Genomic DNA, 18,803 nt, shown 5'->3' with positions numbered 1-18,803 from the left:
AATTATTTTATATTTTTCCACATTTCAATGTATGAGTCCAGTTGTTCTTGGATAGCTTTGTATTTTAATACTATTTCTTCCAGATTAGAGTATTTTTTGACCAATTGTTCTTCATAGTCCTGAACATCTTCCCGGGCTTCATTATATTTATCGTTTAAGTCATTTATCTTGTTTTTAATAGAATTAATTGTCTTTGTTATGATGCCTGATGAAGAATCTGTATATGAAGATATAGCACTTTTTAGCCTTGTGGCAACTCCATTTTCTCCAGTAAATAGGGCTAAGACATCACCTGGATTAGAACTTAATGCGTTTTTAAAGATATTTTCATCAAATGTGAGCTGTCCATCATCATTAAATTCAATTCCTATTTGAGATAAATACTGATATTCATTATCAGATGTCTCAGGAACTATACCTGATACAATAGACCTTATATTATTTTGGGCAGTCCTTGCAATGGAGTCTCCTAAAAGGGCTCCTGCTTTTTTGTCTTCTAAATTATATGATGCATTCTCATCCATAAACTGGTCAAAGTTATTATAGGCATCTACAAGGGATTTTACCCTGTTTGTGATATCATCTATATCAAGGGATACTGTTATATTCGCTGTGCCTGTATTTTTTATGTTTATTGTAACCCCTTCTATAATATCATCTATTTCATTTGAGGACCTTGTGTAATCTACTCCATCTACATTTAGAGATGCATCTTCTCCTGATTGTGCATCCTCTTGTTCAGTTGCTTCTGTTGTAAATAAATCATCAGATAGGGTTATTCCGGTTGTTGTTCCATTTGAATCAGTTGTTATTTGATTTTTTCCTGACCCTGTGGTTTCAGATAAAAGGCTTAGCACATACTGAGGAGATTCTTCTGTTCCAATATTTGTAACCTGGGCATAAACTCCATTATCATCTTCTGATATCTCTTTCGCCAATTTACTTAATGTGGTCTGAGAATCTGTTGTATAGGAATATTCTCTTCCATTGTGATAAAAAGATAGGGTAACATTATCTTTAATTAAGTTCGCATCATCTGGATTGGATATCCCTTTAGTTACTCCATTTGATGAATTTCCGTCATCAACACCAATAATTAAATGGTGGGCTTTAGCAATATTATTTACAGTAACTGTGTAGTTTCCAGTATGGGCTGTGTTAGATGCATCTGCTTCTAAAATATTTTCATCAGAAGATGTAGCAGTTTTGGTGAGAAAAGAAGATGTAGTGTCTATCTCATCAGCTGCCTTATATAGATCGACCAATTTAGAGCTAAGAGATGCATAATTATCTTCCCTTGCCTGCTCATTTTGAATGTCCTGCTGAATAGGGGTTAAGAGCTGGAGCTGTTTTACCTGAACTAGTTGATCAACAATATCATCTGGGAGTCCGCTGGGTCTTCCATTGGGGTATGCATTATAGATTGACCCAAGGCTCATAAGGCCTCCCTTATTTTTTTAATTTTTTAAATTCCTTTGCTGCTTCTTTAAATCCATCATATAATTTTTGCATTATTTCTTCAATGTTTTTTAAACCATCAAAATCGTCTTCTACTCCTATCCTGGCCATCTCTTTAATCATAAATGCGTAAAGTTCTTCTAATTGCTGAACCAGCTCCTTATCTCCATTTTCCCTGTCCAGAGTTGCGTGGAGTTCTGTAATTATTGCCATGGCCCTGGAGCGACAGTCCCTTGCCCTTGCCTTTTCTCCCTGTTTCCAGAGTTTTTGTGCCTGTTGCAGAAATCTTATTCCCCCTTCATAGAGCTTTAAAAGGATGTCCTCTCTGGATGCGGACTCAATTGAGCTTTTTTGATACGCATATGCAGCACCTTTTACCATTTTATAAACTCTCCTTGTTGTGAGATTTTAAGTCTAAGGATTGGTAACCTGTGTTTATTGAAAAAATAGGATGTAACAAAAGGGGGATTTTCGTCAACTATTTTTTAAAAAGGGGCCGCCTTGGGCCCCTTATAACTTAGATTACATTCCGCCTAATAGCTGTAGGGCAAGTGCTGGGTTCTGATTTGCCTGCGCTAACATTGCAGATGCTGCCTGACGTTTGATATTGTTCATTGTTAGTTCTGCTGCTTCTTTTGCAACGTCTGCATCAACTATTCTGGAGTTTGCATCTACTAATTTCTGGACATAGTTGTTTAAGTTGTTGATTGTGGATTCAAATCTGTTTTGAGTAGCACCCAGTTTTGCACGGAATTTATTTAAATCAGCTATAGCCTTGTCAATCCTGTCAATAGCCTTTTGGGCGTTAGTTGCTGTTAAGATATTTGTTGTTTTTAAAAACATCTGTTGATTTGCTGCAGTGAATTTGTATTGATAACCGTCAGTCCTCTTTCCTCCCTGAGTTGTCATATTTACATTACCTGTTGTGTAGACAACCCTATTGGTAAGTCTGGTGAAATCCACTTTTCCTTTAGTTACTGCCACTCCTGCAGAGGTAGTAACCTTATTAAAATTAATATTACCAGCTGTACTCGCTTCTGCAGAGGTGGTTCCTCCTGCTTTTACATTAGGAGCCCAATAATCTGAGAAATTAAATGCTGATGGTCCAGTTATTGTGACCGTCCCTCTGATTACTGTTACATTTGCACTAGTTAGTTTATATCCATTGGTTGTGAATGCATCATTAGCGCCTCCAGTAAATCCAGCTGTGCCTATAAGATTTGCTCCATTGTTAAGATTAGCATTGATAAAGAATCCAGCGGCTCCATCAAAAGCATTATGATAGGTTTTAAGATGAAAATTACCTGTTGTGTGTTTTCCAACTCCTGCTGTCCCTGTTCCAACTTTTGTCCCAGCCCTTTCAGTAATTTTTATATTTCCACCGTCTAAATTATTTAATTTAAGTTTTCCATTATCAGTAACCTGAGCAGTCACACCTAATGTCTTGGACATCTTATTAATTGCAGCAGCAATAGTTGATGCACCAATCTTAACAGTTGCAGTTACTGTGGCAGCAGAACCATTTGCCAGATGAGTCTTTAGGGTCTTCGTTGCTGATATTTTATAATTGCTAAATACAGTAAAATTGTTAATTCTCAATGTATAATATCCATATGCCTTTGCAACAACTGTATATGTTCCTGTTGCAGTAGCGGTGACTTTATTAGTTTTTTTAACAGAAATAGCAGTATTAGCAGCAGTATACTCGGTCTTTGCATGGGCTGTTACACCTAAACTGGAGTTATTAATAGCCTGGGCAATAGCATAAGCACTACTTTGAGAATGACCCTTCTCAATAACATAAGTTCCAAGGTTAGCACCTGGATTCCTCATATTTTGATTCAGTGCCCTGGTTACATACGGTGTTACATTTAATTTTTGACCATTAATTGCAACTGATCCGTCGGCAATTGCCACATTCCCAGAAGCTCCATTTTTGAGTTTTAATTTTCCACCATATTCGTTTGTTACTCCAATATCTTTTGTATGCAAGCTCTGGGACAAACTCACCTGAATTTTGTTTGCTGCAGTAGTATTTGCACCCACCTGAAATGTTGCTGTGCCAAGCGTTCCATCTAATAATTTAAGGCCATTGAATTCTGCAGTATCTACAATCCTGTCTAATTCAGCCATTTTTTGCTGATATTCCTGGTTTAAATCGTCTCTATCAGAATCAGTCAGGGCATTTGATGCCTGAACTGCAAGCTCCCTCATTCTCTGGAGGATATTCATCATCTCATCCATATTCCCTTCAGCAGTCTGCATCATGGATATACCGTCGTAGGCATTTCTAATTGCTTGATTAAGCCCTCTAATCTGAGCAGTCATTCTCTTTGATATGGAAAGTCCAGCAGCATCGTCAGCAGCAGAATTAATCCTGAGACCAGTAGATAACCTGAGCTGATTTTTTGCAAGGGCGTCACTTGCCAGCCTTAAGCTATTTTGGGCTATTAAAGACGATATATTGGTATTAATTGTAAGAGCCATATCTTACCTCCTTTGTTTCCTTAATTTGCTTTGCTCTTTGACTATATATTCGGCAAGGAGGTAGAATACTTTAGCCCTAGCTTAGTAAAATTGGCTTTAATTTTTTTTAGATGGGTGGAGTTTAGTTTAAGAGGGTTTTTTAGGATATAAATTTTCCAGAATATCTTAAAGGTGAGAGCAGGGGGGGCTTTCTCCTGAAAAAGGTTAAAATTACCCTTTATTTAAGCTTTTCCATTGCTCAACATAGGAATCAAATTGTTCTTGAATTGCCTTGTATTTTAATACTACTTCTTCCAGATTAGAGTATTTTTTGACCATTTGTTCTTCGTAATCTTTTAAATCTTCCTGGGCATCACTATATTCATCGTTTAAGTCATTAATTTTGTCTTTAATAGACCTAATTGTCTTTGTTATAATGCCTGATGAGGAATCTGTATATGAAGATATACCATTTTTTAGCCTTGTGGCAACTCCATTTTTTCCAGTAAATAGGGCTAAGACATCATCTGGATTAGAACTTAAGGTGCTTTTAAAGGTATTTTCATCAAATGTGAGCTGACCATCATCATTAAATTCAATACCTATCTGGGATAAGTATTGATATGCATTATCTGATGTATCAGGGACTATGCCTGATACAATAGACCTTATATTATTTTGAGCAGTCCTTGCAATGGAATCTCCTAAAAGGGCTGCTGCTTTTTTGTCTTCTAAATCATAGGACGCATTATCATCCATAAATTGGTCAAAGTTATTATAGGCATCAACTAAAGATTTAACCTTGTTTGTAATATCATCTATATCGATGGAAACATTTAAATTTACTGTGCCTGTATTTTTTATGTTTATTGTAACTCCTTCTATAATATCATCTATTTCATTTGAAGACCTTGTGTAATCCACTCCATCTACATTTAAAGAAGCATCTTCTCCTGATTGTGCATCTTCTTGTTCTGTTGCACCTGTTGTAAATAAATCATCAGATAAAGTTATTCCAGTAGTTGTGCCATTTGAATCAGTTGTTATCTGATTTTTGCCTGAGCCTGTAGTCTCAGACAAAAGACTTAATACATATTGAGGAGATTCTTGTGTTCCGATATTGGTGACCTGGGCATATACCCCATTATCGTCCTCTGATATCTTATTGGCTAGATTAGTTAATGTTGTCTTTGAATCAGTTGTATATGAATATTTTTTTCCATTGTGATAAAAAGATATGGTAACATTATCCTGAATTAAATTCGCATCATCTGGATTGGAAATACCTTGAGTTACTCCATTTGATGTGTTTCCATCATCAACACCAATAATTAAATGATGGGCCTTGGCAATATTATTTACAGTAACTGTGTAGTTTCCAGTATGGGCTGTGTTAGATGCATCTGCAGTCAAAACAATCTCATCAGAAGAGCTAGCAGTTTTGGTGAGAAAAGAAGTCGTAGTATCTATCTCATCAGCTGCCTTATATAGATCGACCAGCTTTGAGCTAAGAGATGTATAATTATCCTCCCTTGCCTGCTCTTTTTGAATGTCCTGTTGAATAGGGGTTAAGAGCTGGAGCTGTTTTACCTGAACCAGTTGATCAACAATATCATCTGGGAGCCCACTGGGTCTTCCATTGGGATATGCATTGTAGATTGAGCCAAGGGCCATTTATAGGGTCTCCTTGTTTTTATTGGATTATAGTCCTTGCAGTAGCTGCAGGGCAATAGCTGGGTTCTGGTTTGCCTGTGCTAGCATTGCTGCAGCTGCCTGACGCTTGATGTTGTTTTGTGTGAGCTCTGCTGCTTCTTTTGCAACGTCTGCATCAAGAATCCTGGAATTTGCATCTATTAATTTTTGGACATAATTGTTTAAGTTATTGATTGTAGATTCAAGCCTGTTTTGGGTTGCTCCAAGTGTTGCCCGAAACTTATTTAGGTCATTTATTGCCTGATCAATCCTGTCAATAGCCTTTTGGGCGTTTTTAGCAGTCAAGATATTTGTAGTTTTTAAGAACATCTGTTGATTAGCTGCAGTGAATTTGTATTGATAACCGTCAGTCCTCGCTCCACCCTGTGTGGTCATGTTGGCATTACTTACAGTATAAGTCACCCTATTAGTGAGCCTAGTAAAATCCACTTTTCCTTTATTTACTGACGCTCCTGCAGAGGTTGTAACCTTATTAAAATTAATATTACCAGCTGTACTCGCTTCTGCAGAGGTGGTTCCTCCTGCTTGTACATTAGGAGCCCAATAATCTGAAAAATTAAATGCTGATGGTCCAGTTATTGTCACTGTTCCTCTAACTACTGTTACATTTGCATTAGTTAGTTTATATCCATTGGCGGTAAATGCATCAGCACCGCCTGGATTAAATCCAGCTGTGCCTATAAGATTTGCTCCATTGTTAAGATTAGAATTGATAAAGAATCCTGCAGCTCCATCAAATGCATTGTGATAGGTTTTAAGATGAAAATTACCTGCTGTATGTGTTCCTCTTCCTGCTGTTCCTGTTCCAACTTTTGTCCCAGCCCTTTCAGTAATTTTTATATTTCCACCGTCTAAATTATTTAATTTAAGTTTTCCATTATCAGTTACCTGAGCAGTTACACCTAATGTCTTGGACATCTTATTAATTGCAGCAGCAATGGTTGATGCTCCAATCTTAACAGTTGCAGTTACTGTGGCTGAGGAACCAGCTGCCAAATGTTTCTTTAAAGTTTTAGTTGCTGATATTTTATAATTGCTAAATACAGTGAAGTTATTAATTCTCAATGTATAATATCCATACGCCTTTGCAACAACTGTATATGTTCCCGTTGAACCAGCCACCACTTTATTAGTTTTTTTGACAGAAATAGCAGTATTAGCGGCAGTATATTCGGTCTTTGCATGGGCAGTTACACCTAAACTGGAATTGTTAATAGCCTGTGCAATAGCATAAGCGCTGCTTTGAGAATGACCCTTCTCGATAACATATTTACCAAGATTATTACCTGGATTCCTCATGTTCTGATTCAGCGCCCTGGTTACATAGGGTGTTACACTTAGTTTATATCCATTCAAAGCAATGGATCCATCGGCAATTGCCACTTTTCCAACTCCATTTCTTAATTTTAACTGTCCTCCAAACTCATTGGTGAGTCCAATTTTATCTGTATGCAAATCAGAGGCTAAATTTATCTGAATCCTATTTGCACTGGATGTATTTGCACCTACCTGAAAGGTAGCGGCACCTAGTGTTCCATCTAATAGCCTTAATCCATTAAACTCTGCTGTATCTACAATCCTGTCTAGCTCAGCCATTTTTTGCTGATATTCCTGGTTTAAATCATCTCTATCAGAATCAGTTAAGGCATTTGATGCCTGAACAGCAAGCTCTCTCATCCTCTGGAGGATATTCATCATCTCATCCATATTTCCTTCAGCTGTCTGCATCATGGAAATTCCGTCATAGGCATTTCTAATAGCCTGATTAAGCCCTCTTATCTGAGCAGTCATTCTCTTTGAAATAGAAAGTCCAGCAGCATCATCAGCGGAAGAATTAATCCTAAGACCCGTAGATAGTCTTAGCTGATTCTTAGATAAAGCATCACTTGCCAGTCTAAGGCTATTTTGCGCTATTAATGAAGATATATTGGTATTAATTGTAAGAGCCATACTTGATCCCCCTTTGTTTTGAGAATGGGAAAAAATTTCATGATAACCTGATTAAGCAATTTATATGCCAAAATAAATCATGGTTTCTTTTGAGTTAAACATACATCCCAGAGTGAAGAGGTGTTTATTTTTTAATGCATTTTATTGTGATATATGGTATAGATTTTGATATATGAGGATAAAAAGGAGGTTTAGTTTATGATAGAAGAAATTATTACTGATATAAAGTCTCTGGCTCAGGAAAGACCTTTAATTACCAGTGAGATTTTAAGAACCAATGATTTATATGGCCATGCATATATCTTAAAGATGTATGCAGGGTTAAAAGACTCTTATCAAATCAAGGGCGTTTTAGAACACGCTGCAATGCTTTTTGACCATGTTTGGCCAAATGATTTAGCAGCTCCCTTTCCTGCCCATTTTGTTTTTAGTAGTCACAGATTTCCTTTTTTAAGGCAACTGACTAATAAGGCATTATTTGCCATTGGACCTTCAATTCATTATGCTCAACCGATTTTTTCAGAGCAAGAGATAAAGGAAATCAAGAAGGCCATGGGTAAAACTTTATTGGTTTTTTTACCACATTCTGCTAAATCTTTGCTAGTTCAGTATGATAAGAAAGAAATTTTGTCTTATCTTAAAAGTATTGAAAAGGATTTTGACAATATACTCGTTTGTGTAGGCTGGCGAGATGTCTTATTAGATTGTGAAAAACCTTTTATTTCAGAGGGATATACCTGTGTTACTGCAGGTCATATAAATGACAGAAATTTTTTACCAAGATTAAAAACCCTGATACTAATATCCACCCATACAATGTCATTTGGATTTGGTACCCATGTGGGATTTTGTATACATTTAAATAGACCCCATTGGATTATGCAATTAAAAACCTCTATAGAAGGTCCTGAAGGGATAAAAAAAACATCTACTTATAAAGGAACTCCTCTGGGTTATGGCTATAGTAAGCATTTTCTAAAATTTTTTAAAGAACCATTAGATGACATTACAAAGGAACAACAAAAAGCAGTGGACTTTCTCTGGGGGATATCAGATATAAAGAGTTCTGAGGAGCTCATGGAAATTTTCCATGTTACAGAAGACATGTTTTTAGGAAGATATTATCCGTCAAACAAAAGGGATCCAATATTTTTATATCAAATTTTTGACTATTTAATCCAAGGAAACACAAAAAAGGCAGAGCTTTTATTAAATTATGCAAAGAAAATTGATTTCCATCCTGGGTGGATTTCATTTTTTAGGGAGATGATTAAAGGGCAAGATAGGAAATCAGAGGAGGTTGAAAAGATTGCTCAAGAACTTGAGAGGTATGGAGTTTTTTTTAGAGACAGTACAAATCTTTTGAGGCAGAACAAACATAAAGAGAATTCCTTAAAGAAAATTAAAGAGAACCTATATAAGATGTATCCAAGACCTCAATTTTATCAGCATAGAAAAATGGAGCTGCCATGGAAAAGGGAGGTAATATGAAGGTAGTACACTTGAGCTTAGTAGATTTTTGGGAACAGGGGCTATTGGCCTATAGGATTCACAAAGGTGTTGAAAAAGAAGGTGTGGAGTCTTTATTTGTCACTTTTTTGAAATCTTCTGGTGACCCTAGTGTTAAGGCAATTATAAAAGACCCTGTATTTAAGGATAAGATAAAATTGGTAGAGAATATGCCATATAATATAGCTCCCCCATTGATAGAAATATTTGAAGATTGGCGAAACAAATTGGGTGTAAAGATAATGCCCTATGAGGGAGAAATAACATATTCTCTGCCATATAGTAACATAGACCTTGGAAACTTAGATTGCATCAATGAAGCCGATATAATTCACATACACTGGGTGCCAGGTCTTGTTGACTGGGAACTGGCCCCTTTATTTTTTTTAGGAAAACAGGTGGTAATTACTATGTACGATCTGTCTTTTTTTACAGGTGGATGTGATTTACCTATAGCAATAGATTGTAAAGGTTATTTAAAAGGATGTATTAAATGTCCAGAAGTTATGGAGGATGCTCAAGCTTTAATCTCAGATGCATGGCAGAAAAAAAGAGAATTGTTTAAACTTATGAATTTTAAAATAGTTGTGCAAAGCACATTTTTAAAAAATATGATAGAGAAGATGGGGATAAAGGATGTTGAACTTATTTTCCCAAGCTCACCTTTTTTAGATTATAAACCTATAACTAAATCAAAGGCAAGAGATATACTTGGCATAGAACAGAATAAGAATGTAATTATCACAGTTGTTCCTTCTGTAGAAAACAAAAGAAAAGGAATAAAAAATATAATTGAAGCTATTAATATACTTATAGAAAGAGAGGAAGTTCATAATCCCTATTTCATTCTTATAGGCGCCGACTATCTTGATTTAGATATTCATGTTACATTTCCAATTCACCACGTGCCTATAATGCCCAATGAAGAAATTCTTTCATGGTATTATCGGGCATCTGACGTGTATGTTTCAGGCGCTATTTACGATCCTATTAATCTATATAGTTTAGACGCTATGGCGATGGGGGTTCCTGTTGTTGGTTTTTCTGAAACTGCACTTGAAGACTATGTAAATCACAAAAAAACTGGCTATATTGCTGAAAAAAATAACATTGATGACCTTGCTGAGGGTATAAAGTTTATTTTTCAAAAGAAAAATAGAAGTAAAGCTATCCAAAGACAGGTTAAATCAACTATTAAAAAAGAATTCTCATTAGATGGACAGGCTAAAAAATATGTCAATCTTTATCAAAGTCTATTAAAACAGAAACAAAGAATAGAAATTGATAGACTAATTAAGTGGGGAGAAAAATTTTTTAAAAAAGGCAGAAAAGATATAGCCACAAGAATTTTCGAAAAATTACTTGAAAAAGATAATCTTAATCCCTTATTATTAAACAATATTGGAGTGACTTACTGGGAAAACAGACAATATTTTAAAGCCCTCGAATATTTTAAACAGGCCCATAAAATAAATCCTCATGATAAAGATATAAAAGAGAATATGATTAAGGCTCAATCTGCAATTGGTTTAGATAAATTAGGAGGAAACTTATGATATCAACTACAGAATGGATGGATGGGTATGTTTCTGATGTATCCTATACAGCCAATTTCTATCACTATCAAGTCCCTGATTTTTTGAATGTGTGTATTCTTTTAAAAGGATTTGACCCCCCTGATATAAAAAAAGGCTTTAATTATCTGGAACTTGGCTCTGGGATGGGTTTTAATTTAAATTTGATATCATCCCTATATCCTGAAGGAAATTTTTTTGGGGTTGACTTTAATCCAGAGCATATCTGTTTTTCAGAAAAGATTAAAAATCTAGCACAATTGAAAAATGTGCATTTTTTTGAACTCTCCTTTGAAGAGATGTTGAAGGAAAAACTAAATGAGTTTCCAATGTTTGATTATATAACTCTTCATGGTGTTTTTTCCTGGATTTCACATGAAAATAGAATAAATGCAGTAAAAATAATAAGACAAAAACTTAAACCAGGAGGTGTTTGTTATATTAGTTATAATGACATGTGTGGGTGGTGGAGACAGGTTCCGCTTCAAAAATTTCTTGTAGATTTTTCAAAGATGTTTCCTGATATAGGAAGCATTTCACAAATATCAATTGGATTGAATTTAATTAAAAAAATGCAGAAATTCAAATTGGGATATTTTAATATGCCTTTTGTAAATAAGCTATTAAAAAAACATGAAGCTAAAGCAAAGGAATATTTGGTACACGAATATTTAAATCAAGACTGGAAGCCTTTATTTTTTTCAGAAATATTATCATATATGTCAGAATCAAAAACAAAATATATAACTCAGGCAGAACCCATTTGGGAAATGGAAAAAATATATTTAAATGATGAACAATTAAAATTCATACAAGAACAAAGATCAAGTGTGTTAAGAGAAATACTTAAAGACTATTTAATAGAAATGAGTTTTAGAAAAGATATATATATTAAAGGTGCAACAAGAATACCTGTAAAAAAATGGAAAAAAAAGTTAGAAGAGATACAGGTAGCCTTACGAATAGTTCCAACGGAAAAAAAGTACAAAATAGAAATTCCATTTTGTAATAAAAATGCAAATATTGCCCCAAAGACTGTTGACCGATTGATAGAAATTTTAACGGAAAAAAGCTGTAGTATAGGAAATTTACTAAAAGATCGTATTTTAGGATATAATCAATTAAACGAAATAATTCCCTTCCTTGCCTTACTCCATAATACTAGGTTAATAGATTTTTTCATTAATGAGACGCAAAATAATAGAGAATCATCTATTAGATTAAATAAAGTAGTAGCCAAAGATTCGAGGTATAGAAATATTATCAAATTTTTCAGTGCACCAATATCCAAATCAGGTATTGCAGTAAATCTAATAGAACGACTAGTTTATGATGTCATTGTTAATAGAGAGATTAAAGATGTAGAGGAAATTGTATCCTGTGTTTATAATAATCTAATTGAAGTCGCTAATATTGAGAAACAAAAAAAGGAAGATATAGAAAAAGATGTTTTAAATTGCATTGAAAATACAGTTCCCCAATGGACGAGGATGGGAATTATAGAATTAAATTTATAATAGATTTAACGGAGACTTAATATGAAAGAAAAAAATTTAAAATTAGGATCAATAAAAGACAGATTAGAGGCTGCAAAACATCTTCATCGTTCTGGCAACTTGCCAAGGGCTGAAGAAGAATACAGAAAAATTCTTGCAGAAGAGCCTAATAATTCTGAAGCCCATCATTTAATGGGGCTCTTGGCTTTACAGATGGGTAAATTGGATATTGCAAAATATTTTTTTGATACAGCTCTTACTTTAGATGACACCAAACCAGAATATTTAGTGAATTTAGGGGTTGTTTATTACCTCAAAGGGGATTTAAAGGAGGCAAAGAACCTTTTCACAAAGGCAATCTCTATTGATGATTCATATATGGAGGCATATGCTAATTATGGAAAGGTATTGGCTGAGGAAAATGATTTAGAAGAAGCAAGAAAATATTTGGTAAAGGCTGTTAATCTAGGAGATAAGGACCCCAGCACTTTAATAACGCTCGCAGAAGTGAATTTCAGATTAAAAATGTATGATCGCGCAGAACAGATATGCAAACTAATTTTTGACTTAGGAATTGATGAGACTCAGGTATATGATATTCTTATTGAGTCTTTAATCAAACAAAACAAGGCAAATGAGGCAATCCCATTTTTGGAAATTATGATAAGGAGAAGTAAGTTTGATGACAAATATAAAAAACTCTTGGAACAGATATACAAACAAACGGGATTTTTTGAGAGTTAATGTAAAGTATCAGGGGAGGAAACTTATGTCTTTAAAAATTTCAGAAAAAATGGAAAAACTCAGTGAATTGAATGAAGATATCTTACAATTAGTAATTAAAGGAGAAAAACTTCATCTCCAGGGAAGATATAAAGAAGCCGAGGAAATATATCGAGAAATATTAACTAGAGATCCAAAAAATAGCATCGCATATCACCATTTGGGCATTATGGCGTTGCAGGGCAAACAGATTGATCTGGCAAAAACACTATTAAAAGCTGCATCTGATCTGGAACCTGAAAATGTGCGATTTTTAATTGATTTAGGTACTGTGTATTTTAATATGCAAAAACATATAGAGGCTACAAAGGTCCTTAAGAAGGCACTGGAGCTAGATCCTGACAATTATGAGGCTCTTTTTAATCTGGGAACTGTATATCTTGAAAGAGGAATGCATGAAGAGGCGGTTAATTATCTGGATCGTGCAGTGGTTTTAAATCCACTGGATCCAAGACCATTTGTAAAACTTGCATATTGTCTCGCACAACTTGGTAGGTTTGAAGAGGCAGAAGAGATCGCCAAGGCCGCTTATGTGCTAAAACCAAAGACCAAAGAAGACCAATTTATTTTAATGGATACTTTTATGGATATAAATAGGCCCTGGTATGCCATACCTTTAGGAAAGATGTTAGTTGAAAAAGACCCAGCAAATATCAGTTTTAGGACCAGGCTTTCAAATGCCTATAGTATGGCAGGAGTAGTGTGTAAGGCAGAAGAAGAAGCAAGGCATGCCCTTAATTTGGCGCCTAATACTCCAGGTCTGTATAAGCTCCTTGCCCAGGCCATGATGGTTTGTACAGGATGGGATGAGGCATTAGAAGTGGTTGAAGAAGGTCTAAAACTTGACCCTGATAATGAAGGACTTCTCCTTCAAAAGGCATCAATTTACGAGAAAAAAGGTTGGGATGAAGATGCTTTTTACATAGTAAAACAATTTTTTACTGGGAAAAGGCAACATAATCCTCAAGCAGTAAGTTTACTTGGGGTGTTGTGCAAAAAATTTAAGGCAGAAAAAGAAGGCATAGATGTACTCAATGAAGCCCTTGAAAATACACACTTAGGCCAGGGATTTATTTGTTCTGTTAAGTTTACCCTTGCTGAACTATATGAGGCGATTGGAGAATATGATAAGGCCTTTAAAGAGTTAAAAGAGGCAAATGATCTGGTTCCAAGGACATACCATGGGAAAAGGGAAGAAGAATATTTTGAAAGGCTTAAAAAAGTATTTACCAAAGAATTTTTCAAAAAAGCAAAAAAGGCTACTATCAAGACAAAAAAGCCTATCTTTATCGTTGGAATGCCTCGTTCAGGGACATCTTTAACAGAGCAGATCCTGGCAACACATCCAGATGTATATGGAGCTGGAGAACTGGCAAAGATGGGAGAAATTGCTTCAAGCCTCTCCCATTGGATGGGGAAAAATATCCCATTTCCTGAGATTGCTTTAGAATTAGACGAAAAGACCTTAAATAAGGCAGCTCAAGAATACCTTGATTTCATTGATTCTCTAAGTGGCGGTTTATTTATCCATGTAACAGATAAAATGCCCCAAAATTTCCTTTACATGGGACTTATGACACTGATATTTCCAGAAGTGAAAATTATTCACTGCAGGCGAAATCCTTATGACACCTGTCTTTCTAACTATTTTCAACATTTTGCAGCTGCTGGACTATCATTTGCGTATAATTTAGAAGACCTTGGTCATTATTACCGTCTATATCTTGACATTATGCAGCATTGGACAAAAGTGTTGCCAATAAAATTTTATGAAAGTCAATATGAAGAATTGGTCAAAAAGCCTAGAGAAAAGATAAAAGAGATTTTGGATTTTTGTGAGTTGGATTGGTATGAAGGATGTCTTGAATTTTATAAGACAAAGAGGGATGTCAAAACAGCAAGTTATGATCAGGTGAGAAAACCTCTATATACAAAATCAGTTGCCAGATGGAAAAGGTATGAAAAGCATCTTGAACCACTAAAAAAAGTCCTTGAAGCAGATGAAGGACCTGGTCTATCTCTAAAGCAAGCAGGCATAATAATTGATTATGAATCAGGAGAAAACAAATAACTTGAGAGTCAGGATACAAAAATGAAAAAAGTTGCTTTTATAAATCGTGAGAAGGAATTTAAGTTTTTACAAAATTGGATAGAGTCAGAGCCAAATGCTATATTGTTTTTATATGGTCCAAAAAGTGGAGGAAAAACAACATTAATTTACAAATTTATAGATTCTCTGGATAAGGGAAAATATGAGATAAAGGATTTTAATTTAAGAGAATATGTAATTTCTAATTACAAAGATTTTTTGAGTGTATTTTTTGGGATAGATTTTAGTAAATCTAAAGAGGATGTAAAAGAAAAAAGACAATATAACCTTCGTGTGTTTAAGTTGGATGTTGAGGTATATAAAGGTCTTCAAAATTTAGAATATGATGCCTTTGAAATAATGAAAAAAGAGCTTTTAAAGATAAGGGAACAAGGCAAAAAGCCAATAATATTAATAGATGAGCTTCAGGCATTAGAAGATATTTATATAAATGGGAAAAGAGAGTTAATAAAAGAGGTATTTAATTTTTTTATAGCAATGACAAAGGAATCTCATCTATGCCATGTCATAGTTGCAAGTAGTGATGGATATTTTATAGAAAAGATTTATACTTATTCAAAATTATCAAAGACATCAAAGCTAATTGAAATAGATTATCTTGATAAAGAGGCAATTTATTATTGGCTCAAGAATATAGACAGGGAAAATAATATAACAAATTATAGATTGACAGATGAGCAAATAGATTTAATCTGGGAAAAACTTGGTGGAAGTATATGGGAGATTGATGATATTCTTCAGACTATGTTATCATATGCAAGAGATGGGAAAGTAGATACAAAAGAGTTATTGAATGAATTAAATAAAATTGTTCATGCAAATTATATAAGATTAATAGAATATAGACCTCTTTATTATAAGAAAGAACTTTTTTTAGATATTGCCAAACTATTCCTTAATAAAGGATATTTTTATTTGAACGAATTAGCAAGCAAGTATGAAGAGACAAAACTTATGGATGAACTAGGAAATTTAGTAAGATTAAATTATTTGTATTACAATCCACTTACAGGCGAATATAAGCCTCAGGGAAGGAGTTTTTACTGGGCATATCTAAAATATGGTGCAGAATTTGGTAAGTGACTAAAGAAGGGAGTTAGTTAATGAAGAAAGTAGCTTTTATAGATCGTGAGAAGGAATTTAAGTTTTTAGAAAATTGGATAGACTCAGAGCCAAACGCTATATTATTTTTATATGGTCCAAAAAGTGGAGGAAAGACCACATTAATTTATAAATTTATAGAGTCTCTGGATAAGGAAAAATATGAGATAAAGGATTTTAATTTAAGAGAATATGTAATTTCCAATTATAAAGATTTTTTGAGTGTATTTTTTGGGATAGATTTTAGTAAGTCCAAAGAGGATGTAAAAGAAAAAAGACAATATAACCTTCGTGTGTTTAAGTTGGATGTTGAGGTATATAAAGGTCTTCAGAATTTAGAATATGATGCCTTTGAAATAATGAAAAAAGAGCTTTTAAAGATAAGGGATAAAGGAAAGAAGCCAATAATATTAATAGATGAGCTTCAGGCATTAGAAGATATTTATATAAACGGAAAAAGGGAGTTAATAAAAGAGGTATTTAATTTTTTTATAGCAATGACGAAGGAATCGCATCTATGCCATGTTATAGTTGCAAGCAGTGATGGATATTTTATAGAAAAAATTTATACCTATTCAAAATTGAGTAAGACAAGTGAGCTTCTGGAGATAGATTATCTTGGGAAGGAAGATGTATTTTATTGGCTCAGCAACATAGATAAAGAAAATAATATACATGATTTTAGACTTACTAATGAGCAAATAAATTTGATCTGGGATAAACTGGGCGGGAGTATCTGGGAGATAGATTCAATTCTATTCAGGCTTAAATTAAAAGCAAACAATGGATATTTTAATACAGAGGATATAGAGACAGAGTTAAATAGAATAATTCACGCAAATTTTGTAAAGATAGTAGATTATATTGGTATATACTATGACGATGAGTTGAACCTCGCAATAGCGAAAATTTTAAAGGAAAAGAATGCATTTACTATAAAAGATTTCTCACATTTTGAAAAGGGTAAGCTTATTGAAGAATTAGGAAATTTAGTAAGATTAAATTATTTGTATTACAATCCAGTAACAGGCGAATATAAGCCTCAAGGAAGGAGTTTTTACTGGGCCTATATAAAATATGGCGAAGAATTTGATAATAAGACTTAAGGGTCAAAATATGAAATTACCAATAGGTATATCCACATTTAAAGAGATAAGGGAAGATTATGTATATGTTGATAAGACAAAATACATATTTGAGTTTAAGGTGAGAGATGAAGATCCATTAAAGCAGATAAAAGAAAAGAGATATTATGAGAAATATTCAGGAAAGAGAAAGGAAGTCGTAATAATAGGAATTGTATTTGATGAAAAGAAAAGAAATATTAAAAAGTTTGTTTGGGAAAAGGTCTAATTTAAGATCGTTATGCCATGATTGTTAATGCATGGAATTTAAAGCATAATGTAGAAATTTTGCATTTTGATGTAGTAATTGCAGGAGCTGGTTTCTCTGGACTTGAAGCCGGTTTTGGAGCTATTGGAGTAAAAGGCATAAAAAAAATCGGTATTATATCCCTTAGAGAAGGTATTTCTGGTTCATCTTTTCTAAATCACAATACACGAGTTGGAATTCAAGTGCCTCTTACAGAGAAGGAAAAGGAAAACTTTATAAATAGGGCAATAGAAATAGCTTATCCTGGCTATATTGATAAAAAATTAATAAACATTTTAATGGAAGATGTAGAAGAAAGATTTTTTGAAATAAAAAGGTTGGGGATTGATTTTATTGTAGATAATAAAGGTAATTTAACAAAATTTAAAGGTTGTTTTTTGCCTGAACAAAACAGTGCTATTGTGATTTTAAACTTAAAAAGTGCATTTTTAAAATTTTTTAACCGTATAAAAGACAAAGTATGTTTTCTTGCTGATGTATGTATATTAAAAATTCTTGTGGACAAAATGGAAAAACGCGTTCTCGGCTTAATTTGTTTTGACATTAAGAAAAATAAACTTCTTGCAATTAAAATCCAATCATTGGTTATGGCTATTGGTGGGGTTGGATCCCTATTTCCTTATAATATCTCATGGATGCACCCATATTGCGGAGTTACCCTTGGTCTTCTAAAAGATGCTTCTGTTAACTTAGTTAATGAAGGCTTTATTCAGATGCTCTGGCTTAAGACAACTACTCTTGATTTTTTCTCCTACAGTAATTTTAAACAAACAAATCTTGCAATTGAATGGAAAAAACAGGAGATTTCATTGCCTTTTGAATATTTTAATTTAATGGATGAGCGGGATTCCCACTGTCCTATTGGATATGGGATGGACGATTTTAAGTTGGATAAATTTTTACTACAATTTATAACAAAAAAAGGGGTTAGATTAAGAGACAAAAATAGGGCTTTTTTTATAAGGCCTTTTGCTCAGGCCCAAAATGGAGGTGCTAAGATTGACGAATATGGGATGAGTAGTGTAAGAGGACTATTTGCATGTGGTGAGTGTGCTTCTGGAATGCATGGAGCCAATAGGGTTGGTGGGGCGATGATTTTATCTTGTCTGGTCTTTGGGTTTAGGGCAGGTAAATATGCAGCAATTTTTTCTAAAGAAAATAAATTTTTAACCGATAAAATATTTACAAACTTAGTTAATGATTTTTTGAATGAAATAAAATGTTTAAATTCTGAGGGTAATTATATTAGGA

At 34.0% G+C, this 18,803-nt stretch carries 14 protein-coding genes; 9 read left to right on the top strand and 5 right to left on the bottom strand.

Features of this window, described 5'->3' with window-relative positions:
- Positions 1-2 precede the first annotated feature (2 nt).
- From fliD (ACY2V1_RS03160) to ACY2V1_RS03140, 5 genes are all read right to left on the bottom strand, one after another.
- Entirely contained in the window at positions 3-1,439 is a 1,437-nt protein-coding gene (fliD, locus tag ACY2V1_RS03160; RefSeq protein WP_461833346.1) for a flagellar filament capping protein FliD, read from the bottom strand.
- Between the two features lie 10 nt (positions 1,440-1,449).
- Positions 1,450-1,839 (bottom strand): flagellar export chaperone FliS, encoded by a 390-nt coding sequence (gene fliS / locus ACY2V1_RS03155; RefSeq protein WP_461833345.1) that lies wholly within the window; start codon positions 1,837-1,839, stop codon positions 1,450-1,452.
- Between the two features lie 141 nt (positions 1,840-1,980).
- Positions 1,981-3,945 (bottom strand): flagellin N-terminal helical domain-containing protein, encoded by a 1,965-nt coding sequence (locus tag ACY2V1_RS03150; protein WP_461833344.1) that lies wholly within the window; start codon positions 3,943-3,945, stop codon positions 1,981-1,983.
- Positions 3,946-4,155: 210 nt separating this feature from the next.
- Positions 4,156-5,598, bottom strand: a complete 1,443-nt coding sequence (fliD, locus tag ACY2V1_RS03145) for a flagellar filament capping protein FliD (RefSeq protein WP_461833343.1) — start codon at positions 5,596-5,598, stop codon at positions 4,156-4,158.
- Positions 5,599-5,625: 27 nt separating this feature from the next.
- Positions 5,626-7,587 (bottom strand): flagellin N-terminal helical domain-containing protein, encoded by a 1,962-nt coding sequence (locus ACY2V1_RS03140; protein ID WP_461833342.1) that lies wholly within the window; start codon positions 7,585-7,587, stop codon positions 5,626-5,628.
- 198 nt (positions 7,588-7,785) lie between these two features.
- Between ACY2V1_RS03140 and ACY2V1_RS03135 the strand changes: the two genes are divergently transcribed.
- From ACY2V1_RS03135 to ACY2V1_RS03095, 9 genes are all read left to right on the top strand, one after another.
- Positions 7,786-9,078, top strand: coding sequence for a hypothetical protein (locus ACY2V1_RS03135; protein ID WP_461833341.1), 1,293 nt, complete (start codon positions 7,786-7,788; stop codon positions 9,076-9,078).
- Positions 9,075-10,652 (top strand): glycosyltransferase, encoded by a 1,578-nt coding sequence (locus ACY2V1_RS03130; RefSeq protein ID WP_461833340.1) that lies wholly within the window; start codon positions 9,075-9,077, stop codon positions 10,650-10,652. The genes ACY2V1_RS03135 and ACY2V1_RS03130 overlap by 4 nt, the downstream gene beginning before the upstream one ends.
- A complete protein-coding gene (locus tag ACY2V1_RS03125; protein WP_461833339.1) occupies positions 10,649-12,187 on the top strand; it encodes a class I SAM-dependent methyltransferase in 1,539 nt (512 codons plus the stop codon). Before ACY2V1_RS03130 ends, ACY2V1_RS03125 begins: the two co-directional genes overlap by 4 nt.
- A 21-nt stretch (positions 12,188-12,208) precedes the next feature.
- Positions 12,209-12,910: a tetratricopeptide repeat protein gene (locus ACY2V1_RS03120; protein WP_461833338.1), complete on the top strand. Its 702-nt coding sequence runs from the start codon at positions 12,209-12,211 to the stop codon at positions 12,908-12,910.
- A gap of 25 nt (positions 12,911-12,935) precedes the next feature.
- Positions 12,936-15,020: a sulfotransferase gene (locus ACY2V1_RS03115; protein WP_461833337.1), complete on the top strand. Its 2,085-nt coding sequence runs from the start codon at positions 12,936-12,938 to the stop codon at positions 15,018-15,020.
- Positions 15,021-15,041: 21 nt separating this feature from the next.
- Positions 15,042-16,142: an ATP-binding protein gene (locus tag ACY2V1_RS03110; protein ID WP_461833336.1), complete on the top strand. Its 1,101-nt coding sequence runs from the start codon at positions 15,042-15,044 to the stop codon at positions 16,140-16,142.
- Between the two features lie 20 nt (positions 16,143-16,162).
- Positions 16,163-17,266, top strand: a complete 1,104-nt coding sequence (locus ACY2V1_RS03105; RefSeq protein ID WP_461833335.1) for an ATP-binding protein — start codon at positions 16,163-16,165, stop codon at positions 17,264-17,266.
- 10 nt (positions 17,267-17,276) lie between these two features.
- Entirely contained in the window at positions 17,277-17,513 is a 237-nt protein-coding gene (locus ACY2V1_RS03100; protein WP_461833334.1) for a PD-(D/E)XK nuclease domain-containing protein, read from the top strand.
- A 17-nt stretch (positions 17,514-17,530) separates the two neighbouring features.
- Positions 17,531-18,803: FAD-binding protein (locus ACY2V1_RS03095; RefSeq protein WP_461833333.1), on the top strand; the 1,273-nt coding region annotated here is incomplete at its 3' end.

The organism is Desulfothermus sp. (genome assembly GCF_053993635.1).
This window is presented reverse-complemented; position numbering and strand designations above follow the sequence as displayed.

Bases quoted from the DNA above. Each gene is read 5' to 3' on its own strand.
- fliD (WP_461833346.1), bottom strand. From the start codon at position 1,439: ATGAGCCTTGGGTCAATCTATAATGCATACCCCAATGGAAGACCCAGC.
- fliS (WP_461833345.1), bottom strand. From the start codon at position 1,839: ATGGTAAAAGGTGCTGCATATGCGTATCAAAAAAGCTCAATTGAGTCC.
- ACY2V1_RS03150 (WP_461833344.1), bottom strand. From the start codon at position 3,945: ATGGCTCTTACAATTAATACCAATATATCGTCTTTAATAGCCCAAAAT.
- fliD (WP_461833343.1), bottom strand. From the start codon at position 5,598: ATGGCCCTTGGCTCAATCTACAATGCATATCCCAATGGAAGACCCAGT.
- ACY2V1_RS03140 (WP_461833342.1), bottom strand. From the start codon at position 7,587: ATGGCTCTTACAATTAATACCAATATATCTTCATTAATAGCGCAAAAT.
- ACY2V1_RS03135 (WP_461833341.1), top strand. From the start codon at position 7,786: ATGATAGAAGAAATTATTACTGATATAAAGTCTCTGGCTCAGGAAAGA.
- ACY2V1_RS03130 (WP_461833340.1), top strand. From the start codon at position 9,075: ATGAAGGTAGTACACTTGAGCTTAGTAGATTTTTGGGAACAGGGGCTA.
- ACY2V1_RS03125 (WP_461833339.1), top strand. From the start codon at position 10,649: ATGATATCAACTACAGAATGGATGGATGGGTATGTTTCTGATGTATCC.
- ACY2V1_RS03120 (WP_461833338.1), top strand. From the start codon at position 12,209: ATGAAAGAAAAAAATTTAAAATTAGGATCAATAAAAGACAGATTAGAG.
- ACY2V1_RS03115 (WP_461833337.1), top strand. From the start codon at position 12,936: ATGTCTTTAAAAATTTCAGAAAAAATGGAAAAACTCAGTGAATTGAAT.
- ACY2V1_RS03110 (WP_461833336.1), top strand. From the start codon at position 15,042: ATGAAAAAAGTTGCTTTTATAAATCGTGAGAAGGAATTTAAGTTTTTA.
- ACY2V1_RS03105 (WP_461833335.1), top strand. From the start codon at position 16,163: ATGAAGAAAGTAGCTTTTATAGATCGTGAGAAGGAATTTAAGTTTTTA.
- ACY2V1_RS03100 (WP_461833334.1), top strand. From the start codon at position 17,277: ATGAAATTACCAATAGGTATATCCACATTTAAAGAGATAAGGGAAGAT.